The organism is Proteus sp. Marseille-Q3619 (assembly GCF_965283115.1).
The window spans coordinates 3,958,286-3,975,248 of sequence record NZ_CBDIMP010000001.1; the positions used below are offsets into that span (position 1 = coordinate 3,958,286).

Here is a 16,963-nt window from a genome sequence, read left to right on the forward strand (position 1 = left end):
AAAATTAAATTTGAATTTTATTTCTCACTTTTTATATTGTTGACTATCTTTAATAAATAAGCATTAAGCTTATTCCATGTCTTATAATATTTATTATTGTAGGGTAATAATATGAAAAACAAATCATCAAATTATAATGACCTAGATGATGTATATGCATCTCTCGATCTCTCTCAATCCTTACCTAAAACAAAAATTCCACAGAAAGAAAATAATCCACGTAACGTTTTTGATGCTGTTCGTGATGAATTAATGTTAGATGGAAACTCAAGACAAAATTTAGCGACATTTTGTCAAACTTGGGTTGATGATGAAATACGCGATTTAATGGATCTTTCTATCGATAAGAACATGATAGATAAAGATGAATATCCGCAAACAGCTGAAATTGAAAATCGTTGTGTTCATATGTTGGCTGATTTGTGGTGTTCGCCTGATGCATTAAATACATTAGGTTGTTCTACTATCGGTTCATCCGAAGCCGCAATGTTAGGCGGGTTAGCATTAAAATGGCAATGGCGTAAAAAACGTATTGCACAGGGAAAACCGACTGATAAACCGAACTTGATTTGTGGTCCTGTTCAAATTTGTTGGCATAAATTCGCTCGTTATTTTGATGTGGAATTAAGAGAGATCCCTTTAGAAGGTGATCGTTTAATGATGAGCCCAGAAGAAGTCATTAAGCGTGTGGATGAAAATACCATTGGGGTAGTTCCAACATTAGGCGTTACTTTTACCTGTACCTATGAGCCTGTTAAAGCGGTTCATGACGCATTAGATAAACTTCAAAAAGAAACGGGATTAGATATTCCAATTCACGTTGATGGTGCAAGTGGGGGCTTTTTAGCACCATTTTGCGCACCTGATATTGAATGGGATTTCCGTTTACCACGAGTAAAATCTATTAATGCCTCGGGGCATAAATTTGGTTTAGCACCATTAGGTGCGGGTTGGGTTATTTGGCGTGAAGCAAAAGATCTTCCTGAAGAGCTTATTTTTAATGTGAACTATTTAGGCGGCAATATGCCTACTTTTGCGCTGAATTTCTCACGTCCTGGTGGTCAAATTATCGCTCAATATTATAACTTCTTACGCTTAGGCCGAGAAGGATATGCAAAAATTCATAATGCTTGCTACTCAACAGCACAATATTTAGCAAGGGAAATTGAAAAGTTAGGCCCTTTTGAAATGATATTTAGTGGTGACTGTAAAGAAGGTATCCCCGCATTAGCATGGAAACTAAAAAAAGGGGCTAAAGTCACTTACTCTTTATACGATGTTGCAGATAAATTACGTAGTCGTGGTTGGCAGGTTCCCGCTTACTCTATGCCAGCCAATCGGGAGGATTTAGTGATCCAGCGTATTTTAGTTCGCCATGGTGTAAGTCTAGATCTTGCTTCATTACTAGTGGATGATTTCAAACGTACGCTAGAGTATTTTGATAAGCATCCTGTCTGCAATCCTCTATCAGCAGAAGATGGTAGAGGTTTTAACCATAGCTAAATTCTGTTCGTTTTGAGGTTGAGGATCTTTATCTATTCTCAACCTCTTTCTCGATAATAATTAGACTGTAATTATTTTTCTGAATAAAGTTCAGGAGGATTGTATGACTACATCATCAACAAATTCAGCACCAAAACAACTTACATTAGTTGGTTTTTTTGCTATTACCGCTTCGATGGTTATGGCGGTATATGAATATCCGACTTTTGCCACATCTGGTTTTAGCCTTGTTTTCTTCTTACTTTTAGGTGGATTGCTGTGGTTTATTCCTGTTGCGTTATGTGCAGCTGAAATGGCTACCGTAGAAGGCTGGCAAGAAGGGGGAATATTTGCTTGGGTATCGAATACATTAGGAGAACGCTGGGGGTTTGCCGCCATCTCTTTTGGTTATCTACAAATTGCTATTGGTTTTATTCCTATGCTTTACTTCGTCTTAGGCGCGCTTTCTTATATTCTCAATTGGCCTGAATTAAATACCGATCCAGTAATTAAAACAGTCGCAGCTTTAATTATTCTTTGGGTATTAGCATTTACGCAATTTGGCGGTACAAAATATACGGCATCTATTGCCAAACTTGGTTTTTTTGCAGGTATTTTATTACCTGCTTTAATTTTAATTATTTTAGCTGTTAGCTATTTAATGAGTGGAGCACCATTAGCGATTGAAATAAGCGCAAAAACCTTTTTCCCTGATTTTACCCAAATTGGAACATTAGTGGTTTTTGTTGCATTCATTTTAAGTTATATGGGCGTAGAAGCTTCAGCAACTCATGTTAATGAGATGAAAAATCCTGGACGAGATTACCCCATCGCCATGTTTTTACTCATGATAGTGGCAATTTGTTTAAGCTCTATTGGGGGATTATCTGTTGCAGCAGTGATACCTAATAATGAAATTAATTTATCAGCAGGCGTGGTACAAACGTTCAGTGTTTTAGTCTCCCATTTCAGTAGTACACTTGATTGGACGGTTAGGATTATTGCTACGTTATTATTGCTAGGAGTTTTAGCTGAGATAGCTTCTTGGATTGTAGGGCCTTCTCGTGGCATGTATGTTGCCGCTGAAAAAGGAATTTTACCGAAAGCATTGGCGAAGGTGAATAAAAACGGAGTACCTGTTGCTTTAGTGATTTCTCAATTATTGATAACAAGTATTGCGATCATTATTCTGACTAACACTGGTGGTGGCGGTAATATGTCATTCTTGATTGCTTTAGCCTTAACGGTCGTTATTTATCTTTGTAGTTATTTCATGCTTTTCTTAGGGTATATGCAACTTACTTGTAAGCAAGTAGATAAAAAACGGGCATTTAGTATTCCTGGTGGTAAAAACGTTAAACTTATTGTTGCAATGGCTGGTTTATTACTCTCTATTATTGCGTTTGTGGTTTCTTTTTTCCCACCAAGCTCTTTGCCAAACGCAAGTAGTGATAAAACGTATGTGACCTTACTGATAGTCGGCTTCTTTGTTATCTTTGCTTTACCCTTTATTGTTTACGCGTGTCGTTCTAAACAAGGTAAAACACTCAGCAACGTGTCTTTAGTTCACATTAAAAGCCATAATGCGCCAGCAGGGCACTTTTTTATTCATCCTCGTGCTCGTGCAACACATTATCTGTTATTAGAAAATAAAGAAGAGACAAATAAGAATAACGTGTAATAAAAAGACGAACAGGTAAAGGAAATTGTCACTAATAAATAAAGCATTAAAAAAACACCACTTCAAATATTGAAGTGGTGTTTTAAATTGTAAAGCGACTAAATGAATAAAGAATTACAGAACGTGAACAGATGAAGTATTTGTTGTACCGCTATCAACTAATGCGCCAGTTACCATAACAACACGGTCACCTGAATGAGCTAAACCACTTGCTAATGCCGCTTCTTTACCAATACGGTAGAAGTCATCAGTAGAAGAGATTTCGTTAACTAATTGTGTTGTTACACCTTTAACTAACAGTAACTGACGAGCTGTTTCTTCGTTGTTTGTTAATGCTAAGATTGGTGCAGTTGGGAAGTATTTACGGATAGAACGAGCTGATTTACCACCGAAAGTTGCAACAACAATCAGAGGTGCATCTAAGTTTTCAGCCATTTCTACCGCACCGCGACAAACTGCTTCAGTTACGCGTAATTTCGCAGCTGTTTGTTTGTAATCAAGGCGAGATTGCATGATACGGTCTGTACGCTCACAGATAGTTGCCATGATAGTCACAGCTTCTACTGGGTATTTACCTTTAGCACTTTCACCTGACAACATAACAGCATCAGTACCATCTAAGATAGCATTCGCAACGTCACCCGCTTCAGCACGAGTAGGGCGTGGGTTTTTGATCATTGAATCTAACATTTGCGTTGCAGTGATAACCACTTTACGCGCAGCGTTACATTTTTCGATCATCATTTTTTGTGCAAAGATAACTTCTTCAACTGGGATTTCAACACCTAAGTCACCACGAGCAACCATGATGCCGTCAGAGGCTTCTAAGATCTCATCAAAATTGTTTAAACCTTCTTGGTTTTCAATTTTTGAGATGATCATAATGTTTTCGCCACCGTGTGCATTTAAGTGAGCACGCATTTCTTCAACGTCAGAACGTTTACGAATAAATGATGCAGCAACGAAATCAACGCCTTGCTCGCAACCAAAGATAAGATCTTGTTTATCTTTTTCAGCTAATGCAGGTAAACCGATAGAAACGCCAGGTAAGTTAACACCTTTGTTTTCACCTAAGTCACCGTTGTTTAAAACTTCACAAACAACTTCTGTATCAGTTACAGCCGTTACTTTCATGCCGATAAGACCATCATCAACTAAAACAGTGTTACCAACAGTTAAGTCTTTAGCGAAACCTTCGTAAGTTACAGCAACGCGGTCTTTGTTACCCACAACAGTTTTGTCTGTGGTGAAAGTGAAAGTTTGACCTGCAACTAAAGTAACATCATTACCACCTTCTAATTTGATGGTACGGATTTCTGGGCCTTTAGTATCTAATAAGATAGCGGCTTTTTTGCCTGTTTTAGCGCAAACGTTACGCAGGTTTTTGATACGGTTGCCATGCTCTTCATAGTCACCGTGAGAGAAGTTTAGACGCATAACGTTCATGCCTGCGTCTAGTAATTGATTCAGTTTTTCTTCAGATTCGGTTTTTGGCCCGATGGTGCAAACAATTTTTGTCTTTTTCATGGCAGTCTATTTAATGGTTGTATTGTAATGGATGAATAAGGATTAATGTCGCCGTTTTCTATTAACTGTATCAACGGTGCAAAACAGGATGTACATACTTATCTCTAATGGAGTAAGTTGCGCAACATGTTAATGGTTCAGCAACATCATAAAAATCTTGTCACTATTTTGTTTCAAGGGTTGGTAGACATCTTACATTATAGTCTATCACGATTCATTTGTTCTGTTTTCTAAAGATGCCCGTAAATCAATACGCTGAAACCTTTCAACAAAATTATGTTTCGTATTATAGAGGTTAATTTCTATGAAGAAAATCGAAAAAAGGTAAATTTAAGTGATGTGATCAAAATACAGCGCTGACTGCTTGTTTTTTAAACAATTTGTTGCGCAATAAAATATTGCAAGCTAGATTAATTATTTTGTAGGGTAGGTAAGATGAACAAAAATAAGAAAATATAGAGAAAGAGAAATGGTGCGTCCAAGTGGACTCGAACCACCGACCCCCACCATGTCAAGGTGGTGCTCTAACCAACTGAGCTATGGACGCACTGTATTGAGATGTTGCCGAAAAATAAATGGTGCGTCCAAGTGGACTCGAACCACCGACCCCCACCATGTCAAGGTGGTGCTCTAACCAACTGAGCTATGGACGCATTATCTATTGGGTGACAACGGGGACGAATATTAACGAGATGATTCGATTCTGGCAAGAGGAAAAACACAAATTTATATTCAACTGCTCGTATTTAAAGCTATTTGTTGATATTTGTGTCATTCCCTTGCCTAAATAACCGTTTATCTTTAACGCTCAGAGCGTAATAACACCACTTCATCAGATTGGCGTTGGATCCACCAAATACGGGAACCCATCATAATTGCTGAGGCAGTTAAACCTAGAATAAAGCCAATCCAGAAACCAGCAGGTCCCATCGCTTCAACAACGTAATTAGTACGCCCTAAGATATAACCAGAAGGCAATCCGATTACCCAGTAGGCAATAAAGGTAATAAAGAAGATAGAGCGGGTATCTTTATAACCTCGTAATACACCTGAACCAATAACTTGCACCGAATCTGATAACTGATAAAGCGCAGCGAATAACATAAGATGAGATGCTAATGTCACCACTTCAATATCATCGTTATACATTAATGCGATTTTTTCTCTAAAGATGATAGAGAAAATCGCAGTACAACTTGCCAACATTAGTCCAACAGCAAGTGCTGTAATGGCTGAAGTGCGGGCTTGTTCTGTGGAGCGTTGTCCTAAGTTATGACCAACACGGATTGTTGCCGCTATTCCCAATGACAGAGGGAACATAAACATCAGGGAACTAAAGTTAAGTGCTATTTGATGACTAGCAACCGCAGTAACGCCTAAAGTTGAAACTAATAATGCAACAACAGCAAAGAGTGTTACTTCAAAGAATAAGGCTAAACCAACGGGTAATCCTAAAAATGTAATACGTTTTATTGTGTGGAAATCAGGACTTACTAAACGTTTCTTTGGCATAACATCACGTTGTGTCGGTGCACGACGCACGTAATAACGCATCATTAAGAACATAGCCCAGAAAACAGAGGCCGTTGCAACACCGCAACCAATACCCCCTAATTGTGGTGCGCCAAATTTACCGTAAATAAACGCATAGTTAACAGGGATATTAATTAATAAGCCAATAAAACCAATTATCATGCCGGGTTTTGTTTTAGATAATCCCTCACATTGGCTTCTTAGTACCTGATAGTAAAGGCAACCTGGCGCACCCCACATAATGGCGTGAATAAATCCAATGGCCTTTTCGGCTAATTCCGGTTCGATATCATGTTGCGCTTCAATAATAAAACGGCTGTTATAAAGAATAGCAATTACCATGATTGATAAGAAAGTGGCGAGCCAAAAACCTTGCTGTGTACGATTAGCAATGTGTTTTCGTTGTCCTGAACCATTTAATTGTGCAACGATTGGGGTTAATGCCATTAATATGCCTTGGCCTAACAAAATCGTTGGTAACCAAATAGACGTACCTACTGCCACTGCCGACATTTCTGTGGCATTTACAGCACCCGCCATGACAGTATCAACTACACCCATTGCTGTCTGGGAAAATTGCGCGATGATAACGGGGATACCGAGAGCAAGTAAGCTACGCGCTTCTCTTATGTACTTCTGCACGCATACACCTTTATTTATTATAAGAAAATGAAAGGAAGAGAACAAACGTCGTATTGTTAAAATGACGTAAAGAGATCCTCAAGACCGCTTATTCTAATGATAAAAGTTTAATTAGCAACGAAAGAAGTTTAGCTTTTCAAGCACAGAATTTTGATAATTTATTAGGTGTTTTTACGTTATATTTAACGGCAATAATCGATAAGGAATAAATGCGATAATTGTTCCTTTGTATTAATACGAGCTATGTTATCCTTAATAGCATAAACATAAATTGAGTTTACCAGTTTATCGATCCAAGGAGATGTAAGATGTTTACAGGTATTGTTCAGGGAAAAGGGCGGGTTATTGCTATCGAAGATAAAGGCGATTTTCGTACCCATATCATTGAATTACCCAGCGAGTTAGTCGGCAATTTAGAAACAGGTGCTTCTGTTGCAAATAATGGTTGCTGTTTAACGGTCACTAAAATTGAAGGTACACATATTAGCTTTGATTTGGTGAAAGAGACATTACGTTTAACTAACCTTGGTGAATTAAAAGTCGGCTCCGAAGTAAATATTGAACGTGCGGCTAAGTATGGTGATGAAATTGGCGGGCATGTGATGTCTGGTCATATTGTAACAACTGCCGAAGTTGCCAAAATCATTACCTCAGAAAATAATCTACAAATATGGTTTCGTATCTTTGATAAAGCATTAATGAAGTATATTTTACACAAAGGTTTTATTGGTATTGATGGAATAAGCTTAACTGTGGGCGATGTGGTGAATAACCGTTTTTGTGTCCATTTAATTCCAGAAACTCGAGATAGAACAACATTAGGTCGTAAGCGCCTTGGTGATAAAGTCAATATTGAGCTTGATCCTCAAACTCAAGCGATTGTCGATACAGTAGAGCGCGTTATGGCACAACAAGCACAGCAACAAGCTTTATTTGCAACACAACAAATTGAAAATAAAGAACAAGCTTCACACAATTAATGATTAATGTTGTTGTTCTTAAAAGAGAACCAAAGAAAAAGCCAGTTTATCAATCAAACTGGCTTTTCTCTTGTTATAAAAAAATAATTAACGAGGGATCTGTAAACCGCCAATATGGCCTTTAGGGCTTAGTACTATTTGCCATAACTGAATATCTCTGGCACGAAATGCGCCAGCACAGGCATTAAGATAATAGCTAAACATACGTTTAAAACGCGGTGTGTAGTTAGATTCAATATTCGGCCAACACGCTAAAAAACGCTGATACCATGCCATTAATGTTTTATCGTAATCAGCGCCAAAGTTATGCCAATCTTCCATCACAAATTTATTGTCCATTGCATGAGCAATTTTTTGAATAGACGGTAAACACCCATTAGGAAAGATATATTTGCTTATCCAGCTATCTACATTCACTTTATCGCGGTTAGAACCAATGGTGTGCAATAAAAACAGACCATCTTCTTTTAAATTATGACGAACTACATCAAAATAAGTTGCATAATTTTTAGGCCCAACGTGTTCGAACATCCCCACTGAAACTATGCGATCAAATTTTTCATGTAAATCACGATAGTCTTCTAAAATAATATTAACATCAAGTCCTTGGCATCGAGCTTGTGCTAGTTTTTGTTGCTCAACAGAAATGGTGACACCCGTAACAGATACGCCAAAGTATTTGGCTGCGTAGCCTGCTAGTCCACCCCAGCCACAGCCAATATCCAATAAGGTCATACCTGGCTTTAAATCTAATTTTCGGCAAATTAAATCTAATTTATGCTCTTGGGCTTGGGCTAAATTATCTGCATTTTTCCAGTAACCACAGGAATATTGCATATTAGGATCAAGCATGGCGGTAAATAGATCATTACCAAGATCGTAATGCTCTTTACCTACCATCCATGCGCGTTTTTGTGTTTGCAGATTAAAAAGGCGGGCTGTCGCAATCTTGAAAATATCACGTAGATTTTGTGGGAGCTTATTTTCAAGACCAGCACGTAAGACTTTATGAAAGAATATATCCAGCCGCTCACAATCCCACCAACCATCCATATAACTTTCGCCGAGACCTAATGAGCCTTGCTGTAATACTCTTTTATAAAAATTCTGATTATGAACCTGAATATCATAAGGTTCTGAACCATTAATTCGAATATCTGTGTGAGTTAACAGTTCTATTACGATCTTTTCATAAGGATCGTTGGAGGTCTTTCGGCCTTCTTCTACACAAGATGTACTCATATACTCTCCGCGTAAACTAAGCGGGTTTTGAAACATAAAGCTAAGAAAGGATGTGTACAGATTGATAGTATTAAAATGGTATTGTGTTCATTATGAATTGAACGAATAGAATTAATAAAACAACTAATCTGACATAATCAGCAAATAATCTGTTTAATGTCTCAAAATCCGAAAGAAAAATAAACAAAACGCTATTACAGCGTATAGGTAAGTATAGAGACGTAGCATATTTTTCTCTAGAAAAGAAAAAGGCCATTTTTTATAAAATGGCCTTTTTAAGATGATTCTTAAAATAAGGAGAGCGATTATTCTGCGGTTTGAATCGTGTGCTTGGTAACAGATTTATTGCGCTGAATAAAGTAGCCAACCGCCATTGGAATTGCTGTTAACGCCATAATTGCAGTGGTGTTAATCAGAGGTTGTTGGCTGATAAATGCGGACACAATAAAACTTGCTAAGCTACAAAGACCCAGTTGAAGTGCATTTTGTAATGCAGCTGCTTTACCACTAATTTCAGGGTAAGCAGATAAAGCATTAGATACTGCGATTGGATATGATGCACCATTCATTGCAGCCATAATACAGAATGGAATTAAAATAGTCGTTAATGTTGGCTCAGTAAATTTAGCAACAAGGTATAACGCAGTCATACTGACAGCATAACCAATTAACAACAGTGGCAGTAGCGTTTTACCTGTCATTTTTGACAGTAAAATACGACAGCCATAACCACCTACCATAAATGCAATAGTTTGTGGAATATAACTTAAACCGATATCCTGTGGAGAGTAGCCCATCTTTTCAAGAATGATTGGTGAGCCAGCTAACCAAGCAAAGAAACCTGCACTACAAGAAGCGTAAACTAATACGTTACCTGTGTAGAGAGGGGATTTTAGTAAAGTCGTAAATGAAGCGGTAGATTGGTTTTCATCAGTGACTGATTTTTGTTTAATGTTTTTTAGCATTAATGTCGGTAACATTAGAACTAATGTTACAGCCATTAACACCATGAAAATCATACGCCAGCCACCGTGATTTAATAACGAAGCACCGATTAAAGGTGCAAGTGCTGGTGATAATGCAACCAGTGGCATAATTAAAGCAAAAACGTGCTGAGCGCGAGATTCATCAAAACGGTCGATGACAAGAGCTTGCCAAATAACAGCGGCAGAGCAAACACCGAAAGCTTGTAGGAAGCGCATAGCAAGTAAGCCAGTTGCACTCTCAACCCACAGCATACCAAGACAGCCTAAAGAGAAAAGGCTTAAACCAATAAGTAGAATAGGTTTACGACCGACTTTGTCAGAAAGAGGTCCCCAAAGTAATTGAGCAACAGCAAAGCCAAATAAAAAGATACTTAAGCTATTACTAATAGCACCTTCGCTGATAGAGAGTTCACGCTGCATCATACCAAATGCAGGTAAGTACATATCAATAGCTAAGTAACCTAGCATACTCAAACCCGCTAGGTACACCATAAAGCTCATAGGTGTTTTTGATTGTGTGGAAGTTTTAGAATTCATTTTATTTTCTATGCTATGTGATGTAGAACATTTTATGTATTGTAACTAAGACCTATTTTACTTGTGAAACGGGAATATTTGGTTAATGCTGTGAAAAATTTTCAAAGGAATAAACTCTATGTGGTCAGAATACTCTTTAGAAGTTGTTGATGCAGTTGCAAGAACAGGAAGTTTTAGCTCCGCTGCTCAAGAATTGCACAGAGTGCCATCCGCCGTTAGTTACACTGTTCGGCAATTAGAGGAATGGCTTGCCGTTCCTTTGTTTGAGCGCCGTCACCGTGATGTAGAATTAACCGATGCAGGTAAAATTTTCATCAAAGAAGCACGATCTGTTATCAAAAAAATGAATGACACTCGGCATCTTTGTCAACAAGTTTCTAATGGGTGGCGCGGTCAATTTAGTATAGCAGTTGATTGCATTGTTAAACCTGAAAGAACACAACAACTTATTCTCGATTTCTACCGCCATTTTCCTGATATTGAGCTGTATGTCTACCCTGAAGTGTTTAATGGCGTATGGGACTCCTTAGTTAATGGTCGTGTTGATTTAGCGATTGGTGCAACAAGAGCCTCACCAATTGGTGAACGTTATAGTTTTAGAGATATGGGATTTATGCCTTGGCGCTGTGTTTGTCATGTTGATCACCCTTTAGCGAAAGCACAACATCCATTAACGGATGATGAGATGCGACCTTATCCAAGTTTATGCTTAGAAGATACTTCACGCAGTTTACCAAAGCGTGACACTTGGGCGCTAAATAATCAGCGTAGAATGGTTGTTCCGACATGGGATATGGGGCTTGAATGCTTGTTAGCGGGATTATGCGTAGGAATGGTGCCTTGGCATCGTGCTGAACCTTTAATTGAACAAGGTAAGCTGGTTACTTTACAACTGGCACAACCATTGCCAGACAGCCCATGCTGCCTGACGTGGGTCGATAAAAGTGAATCACCCGCTTTGACATGGTTGTTAGATTATCTTGGAGATAGCCAAACCTTAAATGAGGAATGGCTTCGCTAGAAATCAGATAGCCGAATAAATCTGAATTAACGACGGTAGTCAATAAAAGGACCGTCAGCAACTGAACGGCGCTCAACTAATCGTGGATGAACTTCGATTGTTTGGGCGTCTTCGCGTTTGTTGACGATGCGATCAAGCAACATTGACAAAGCCATTTGACCTAAACGCTCTTTTGGCTGGTGGACTGTGGTTAATGCTGGCGTAAAATAACGCGCATTACGAATATTGTCGTAACCCACAATGGAAATATCGAAAGGAACACGTAAACCTAGCTCATCAGCGGCACAAATTGCGCCCATTGCCATCACATCACCACCACAAAAAACAGCAGTAGGGCGATGTTTTTGATTTAGCATCTGATACATGGCTTTATAACCAGATTCTGGCTCAAAGTCGCCTTGTACAATCCACTCATCTTTTACTGTGATTTTTGCTTCTTCCATGGCTTTTAAGAAACCTTGTAAGCGACCACCACCGGTATTACGTTCTAATGGACCAGGGATAATACCAATATCACGATGACCACGTTCAATAAGGTAACGACCCGCAATATAGCCACCATGAAAAGCATTATCGATAATCGTATCGGTAAAGTCACCACGCGCCTTACCCCAATCCATGACAACCATTGGAATATTACGATAGCCTTCTAACAGTGTCAGAAGGTGATCGGGGTATTCAGAACACATGACTAATAACCCATCAACACGTTTTTGTGCCAGCATCGCTAAATAGGCTTTTTGTTTATCGAGGTTATTATGTGAATTACATAAAATCAGTGTGTAGCCTTTGCTATAACAACTATTTTCAACAGCTTCAATCACTTCAGCAAAGTAAGGAGCTTCACTGGACGTGGCTAACAGGCCAATAGATTTGGTGTGATTGACTTTTAAACTACGCGCAACGGCACTAGGCGAATAATTTAATTCTTTTATAGCGGCCCAAACTGCTGCCCGTGTGTTCTCAGCAACAAAACGTGTTTTGTTGATCACATGAGAAACAGTCGTGGTTGATACGCCTGCGCGTTTTGCCACGTCTTTTATTGTTGCCATGGTGTGGAAAACTCCTGACCTTCATTGGTCTCTTTTATCTAATTTTATGGTTTAACTGCCAGTATAGTCATACATAGGGCAAACACTGGCAATAATTTAGCGATTAGCTGTGAATTTTGTATGATCTAGCTCAAAAGTGAAAGTATTAATCAATGTTATAAATTGTGCACTAGTCGCTATTTTAGCAAATTTTGATATGTGATAATAATTAACCATGACAAGGTTATGGTTAAAAAAGTGTATTATAATCATTTTGAGGGAGAAATAGATGGATACGGATCTGAAATTTGGTTTGAGTACAGCAGTAGCAGCGCTTGTTATGATTGTTTTATTTTCGACTATGTTGTTCTAATCACTGCTTTATAGAATATCCGATCAATTTAAATAATAGATTATCGAATATCTGAATATAACAAAGGGCTCAAGGCCCTTTGTTATTTTGTCACCAAAAATGAATCTCAATCACTCACCTTTGATTATCAAGCTCAATTAAGCAAGGTTAGCTTCAACAAATGACCAGTTAACCAGTGCCCAGAACTCTTCTAAATATTTAACGCGCGCATTACGGTAGTCGATGTAGTAAGCATGTTCCCATACGTCTACTGTTAACAGTGGTTTGTCTGCGCCTGAAACTGGAGTAGCAGCATTAGACGTGTTAACAATCGCAACTGAACCGTCTGCTTTTTTAACTAACCAAGTCCAACCTGAACCGAAGTTTTTAGCTGCCGCATCATTAAATTGCTTTTTGAACTCTTCAAAAGAGCCGAATGCTTTGTTGATAGCATCAGCAACTTTACCTGTTGGTGCGCCGCCTGCATTTGGTGCTAAACAGTTCCAGTAGAAAGTGTGGTTCCATACTTGAGCTGCATTATTAAAGATACCACCATCAGTAGATTTGATGATTTCTTCTAAGGATTTGCTTTCTAAATCAGTACCTTTAACCAGGTTATTTAAATTGGTTACGTAAGTTTGGTGGTGTTTGCCGTAGTGATATTCTAAAGTTTCTTTAGAGATGTGTGGCTCAAGAGCATCTAACGCATAAGGTAATTTTGGTAATTCGAAAGACATTGCGTACTCCTTTAAACTATCTATTTCGGGTTTTGTGCCTGAAATCATTCCATCAAAATCATTTGAATTGATAGAATGAGGCAAATGAATCACTAAGTTGTTACTATTTTGCTAATTATTTTAACAAAAATCTGCTGAAATAACAGCTAAATATCTTTTATCTATAGTTATAAGCCATATAGATTAATTATACTCATAAGAGTATATCCCACAGAGCAACTCGTAAAGCAGTAAAATATCGACTGTGTTTAGAGCCTATATCCTCTGATTGTTGCATTTTCTGCTTACTCTATCATCAGTGTATACATCATTTTCACTACGACTAAGAATAGAAATAATGCAAATATTTGGCGAACTCTTGGAATAGGTAGGCGATAAGCAACTTTTACACCGACAGGGGCGAAGAGAATGCTGGTAATGCTTATTCCAATAAAGGCAGGTAAATAAACAAAGCCTAAATAATAGTCATCAATATTTGTTTGATTCCAACCATAGATAATACCCATGATTGTGCCAATGGAAGCGATGATGACACCAATCATTGAAGAGGTTGCAATACATTTGCGTGTATTAAATCCCCAATGACTTAAAAGAGGAATGGTGATAGTCCCACCAGCAATGCCGATAAAGCTGGATATAAAGCCAATTAAAGAGCCACCACTGGTTAATGCCGGTTTTGAAACAACAGGATCTTTCACATTTTCTATGCGTTCTGCTTCTTTCTTTTTGGTTAATAATCCATAGATGGTATATACCATGAAAATACAGAACACGATTTGCAATATCGTGTTTGACATTTTTTGTACCAGAAATGTCCCAACAAGCATACCAATGATAGTGCCGATAGATAATAGAGGAAATTGCTGCCATAAAATGGCTTTATGTTTGTTATGTGAATACGCTGAAGATGCTGTGGAAAATATAATGACAGAGAACGAGGTAGATAAGGCAATTTTCATCACCATATCTGTTGGGATAGCTTGTTGACTCACTACATACATAACTACTGGAACAATGATTGCACCGCCTCCTATGCCAAGTAGTCCAGCAAAAAAGCCAGTGATACATCCCACTAAAAGAAACAGCAAAATCATATCCATAGTTAATACTCATCAAGGTTTATAACAAACTTATTTATATACATTATATCCTTTTAATAAAGTAGCGTTTTATCTTAATGTATAGATTATGAAATTTAATATATTGATTTTGATATAAAAGTGACTTGTTCTTTTCTTCTTGCTTATTCTATAAACCAACACCACCTAAAGCCGTTGTTATTTCATTTCATAATAAAGCAGTGCTTTATATACTTTAAAATCAAGTGAAGAAAAAATGCGCTTAAAATTAAGAAAGGAAAAACTGCAAAAATAAAAAGGGAGCTAATAGGATAAAACACACTCATAACCATCGGTAACGCATTGATTTATTTTTTATGCTTTATTGTGTTTTTTCTCATCAATAATCTCATAGATTAATACCAACTTATTGTTTTATATCGAGAACTAAACTTATATAGAGGTTTCTAATATAAAGTGGTATTCTTCTTTCATGTTTTCCCCTATAAAGCATATCGAATATAAAAGGCTGTAAGGACTTACAAATGACGACTATTGAAAAAATTGAACGCCAGATCAATGAAAACCCAATTATTTTATACATGAAAGGTTCACCAAAATTACCAAGTTGTGGTTTTTCTGCTCAGGCAGTTCAAGCTATCTCTGCTTGTGGTGAGCGTTTTGCGTATGTTGATATCTTGCAAAACCCAGATATTCGTGCAGAACTACCAAAATATGCACACTGGCCAACCTTCCCACAATTATGGGTAGATGGTGAATTAGTCGGTGGATGTGACATTATTTTAGAAATGTATCAGCGCGGTGAATTACAGAAGTTATTAAAAGAGACTGCTGATAAATACCGTGGTGAAGAAGAAGCACAGTAATTAATTTTTATTGTTTCGGTATTGAAACGCATAAAAATAATGAGATCTTCGATAAAAAAGCCAGTTCATCATTGAACTGGCTTTTTTCTGTTATTCATAAATGTATCAGCGAAATCATAGTTTCAAGGTGTAGGCAATGGCCATCCACCAAGCTTTTTCCAACGGTTAACTAATTCACAAAAAAGTAATGATGTGCGATTAGTATCGTATAATGCACCGTGCGCTAATTTGCTATCAAAGGGAATGCCAGCAGTGATGCAGGCTTTAGCCAAAATTGTCTGCCCTAATACCAATCCACTTAAAGCCGCTGTATCAAAGGTGGCAAAAGGGTGAAAAGGATTACGTTTTAATCCAGCACGCTCAGCAGCAGCCATCACAAAGCTGTGATCAAAATTTGCATTATGAGCGACAATAATAGCGCGATTACAATCTGCATCCTTCATTCCTTTACGTACCATTTTAAAAATGGCATGAAAGGCTTCATATTCACTGACTGCGCCACGTAAAGGATTAGTTGGATCAATACCTGTAAACTCTAAGGCTGCTGGCTCTAAATTAGCCCCTTCAAAGGGTTCAACATGAAAATGTAATGTGTTATCAGGTTTTAGCCAACCTTGCTCATCCATTTTTAGTGTAATGGCGGCGATTTCAAGTAAACCGTCTGTTTTCGCATTAAATCCACCTGTTTCAACATCAATGACAACAGGGTAGTAACCCCGAAAACGGTTACAAAGCTTATTGGGATTATTTATATCAGGCATTAAGTTGTACTTATCCGATAAAAATAGAATATCGGAAATTGATAATCAGTAAGGCCAGAAAGATACACATGTTATCTTTCTGGTTTTAATAAATATTAGTTACCTAGAGCGTGACTTGCACTTTTGTTTTCGATGAGCTCGATTTTATATCCATCAGGATCTTCAACAAAAGCAATAATTGTTGAGCCACCTTTTACTGGACCCGCATCACGGGTAACATTACCGCCAGCTTGGCGAATGGCTTCACAGGTTGCGGCAACATCATCAACACCTAATGCTACATGCCCAAAAGCGGTTCCCATTTCGTAGCTGTTTACACCCCAGTTATAGGTTAATTCGATAACCGCACCAGTGCTTTCATCACCATAACCAACAAAAGCTAACGAGTATTTATATTCCTCATTCTCGCTAGTGCGTAGAAGTTGCATACCTAAAACCTTGGTATAAAAGTCGATAGAACGTTGTAAATCGCCCACACGGATCATGGTATGAAGTACTCGCATATA

The 16,963-nt window shown here is 38.0% G+C and carries 15 protein-coding genes and 2 tRNA genes; 6 read left to right on the top strand and 11 right to left on the bottom strand.

Annotation, left to right across the window (positions count from 1 at the left end; all coding sequences use genetic code 11):
- The first annotated feature begins 111 nt into the window (after nt 1-111).
- Together ACWPWK_RS18535 and gadC are read left to right on the top strand one after the other, a co-directional pair.
- Nucleotides 112-1,503, top strand: a complete 1,392-nt coding sequence (locus ACWPWK_RS18535) for a glutamate decarboxylase (RefSeq protein ID WP_109372422.1) — start codon at nt 112-114, stop codon at nt 1,501-1,503.
- A gap of 103 nt (nt 1,504-1,606) precedes the next feature.
- Nucleotides 1,607-3,163 carry a glutamate:gamma-aminobutyrate antiporter gene (gadC, locus tag ACWPWK_RS18540; RefSeq protein ID WP_109372421.1) on the top strand — a complete coding sequence of 519 codons (1,557 nt, stop codon included), beginning with the start codon at nt 1,607-1,609 and terminating at the stop codon, nt 3,161-3,163.
- Between the two features lie 114 nt (nt 3,164-3,277).
- Here gadC and pykF read toward each other — a convergent pair whose 3' ends face one another.
- From pykF to ACWPWK_RS18560, 4 genes are all read right to left on the bottom strand, one after another.
- Nucleotides 3,278-4,690 (bottom strand): pyruvate kinase PykF, encoded by a 1,413-nt coding sequence (gene pykF / locus ACWPWK_RS18545; protein ID WP_109372420.1) that lies wholly within the window; start codon nt 4,688-4,690, stop codon nt 3,278-3,280.
- A 470-nt stretch (nt 4,691-5,160) separates the two neighbouring features.
- A tRNA-Val gene (locus ACWPWK_RS18550) sits at nt 5,161-5,237 on the bottom strand.
- A 29-nt stretch (nt 5,238-5,266) separates the two neighbouring features.
- Nucleotides 5,267-5,343: transfer RNA gene (locus tag ACWPWK_RS18555), tRNA-Val, on the bottom strand.
- A gap of 148 nt (nt 5,344-5,491) precedes the next feature.
- On the bottom strand, nt 5,492-6,865 hold the full coding sequence (locus ACWPWK_RS18560) for an MATE family efflux transporter (RefSeq protein WP_109372419.1): 1,374 nt from the start codon (nt 6,863-6,865) through the stop codon (nt 5,492-5,494).
- A gap of 308 nt (nt 6,866-7,173) precedes the next feature.
- Here ACWPWK_RS18560 and ACWPWK_RS18565 point away from each other — a divergent pair, with 308 nt between their 5' ends.
- Nucleotides 7,174-7,845, top strand: coding sequence for a riboflavin synthase subunit alpha (locus tag ACWPWK_RS18565; protein WP_109372418.1), 672 nt, complete (start codon nt 7,174-7,176; stop codon nt 7,843-7,845).
- Between the two features lie 87 nt (nt 7,846-7,932).
- Here the strand turns inward: ACWPWK_RS18565 and cfa are convergent, their stop codons facing one another.
- Entirely contained in the window at nt 7,933-9,087 is a 1,155-nt protein-coding gene (gene cfa, locus ACWPWK_RS18570; protein ID WP_109372417.1) for a cyclopropane fatty acyl phospholipid synthase, read from the bottom strand.
- 305 nt (nt 9,088-9,392) lie between these two features.
- Nucleotides 9,393-10,610, bottom strand: coding sequence for a purine nucleoside transporter PunC (punC, locus tag ACWPWK_RS18575; protein ID WP_109372416.1), 1,218 nt, complete (start codon nt 10,608-10,610; stop codon nt 9,393-9,395).
- 118 nt (nt 10,611-10,728) lie between these two features.
- Here punC and punR point away from each other — a divergent pair, with 118 nt between their 5' ends.
- Nucleotides 10,729-11,631, top strand: a complete 903-nt coding sequence (punR, locus tag ACWPWK_RS18580; RefSeq protein ID WP_109372415.1) for a DNA-binding transcriptional activator PunR — start codon at nt 10,729-10,731, stop codon at nt 11,629-11,631.
- A gap of 26 nt (nt 11,632-11,657) precedes the next feature.
- Here punR and purR read toward each other — a convergent pair whose 3' ends face one another.
- Nucleotides 11,658-12,683: an HTH-type transcriptional repressor PurR gene (gene purR, locus ACWPWK_RS18585; RefSeq protein WP_023582340.1), complete on the bottom strand. Its 1,026-nt coding sequence runs from the start codon at nt 12,681-12,683 to the stop codon at nt 11,658-11,660.
- Between the two features lie 268 nt (nt 12,684-12,951).
- On the opposite strand from purR, the gene cydH reads away from it, so the two are divergent.
- A complete protein-coding gene (gene cydH, locus ACWPWK_RS18590) occupies nt 12,952-13,035 on the top strand; it encodes a cytochrome bd-I oxidase subunit CydH (RefSeq protein WP_103004765.1) in 84 nt (27 codons plus the stop codon).
- 137 nt (nt 13,036-13,172) lie between these two features.
- Here the strand turns inward: cydH and sodB are convergent, their stop codons facing one another.
- Nucleotides 13,173-13,751, bottom strand: a complete 579-nt coding sequence (gene sodB, locus ACWPWK_RS18595; RefSeq protein WP_109372414.1) for a superoxide dismutase [Fe] — start codon at nt 13,749-13,751, stop codon at nt 13,173-13,175.
- 284 nt (nt 13,752-14,035) lie between these two features.
- Nucleotides 14,036-14,851: a sulfite exporter TauE/SafE family protein gene (locus ACWPWK_RS18600; RefSeq protein ID WP_109372413.1), complete on the bottom strand. Its 816-nt coding sequence runs from the start codon at nt 14,849-14,851 to the stop codon at nt 14,036-14,038.
- Nucleotides 14,852-15,354: 503 nt separating this feature from the next.
- Here ACWPWK_RS18600 and ACWPWK_RS18605 point away from each other — a divergent pair.
- Entirely contained in the window at nt 15,355-15,696 is a 342-nt protein-coding gene (locus ACWPWK_RS18605) for a Grx4 family monothiol glutaredoxin (RefSeq protein ID WP_006537039.1), read from the top strand.
- Between the two features lie 122 nt (nt 15,697-15,818).
- On the opposite strand, the gene rnt is transcribed toward ACWPWK_RS18605, so the two are convergent.
- Both rnt and gloA read right to left on the bottom strand, forming a co-directional pair.
- Nucleotides 15,819-16,457 (bottom strand): ribonuclease T, encoded by a 639-nt coding sequence (gene rnt / locus ACWPWK_RS18610; protein ID WP_075673239.1) that lies wholly within the window; start codon nt 16,455-16,457, stop codon nt 15,819-15,821.
- A gap of 95 nt (nt 16,458-16,552) precedes the next feature.
- Nucleotides 16,553-16,960 (bottom strand): lactoylglutathione lyase, encoded by a 408-nt coding sequence (gene gloA / locus ACWPWK_RS18615; RefSeq protein WP_036937247.1) that lies wholly within the window; start codon nt 16,958-16,960, stop codon nt 16,553-16,555.
- Nucleotides 16,961-16,963 lie beyond the last annotated feature (3 nt).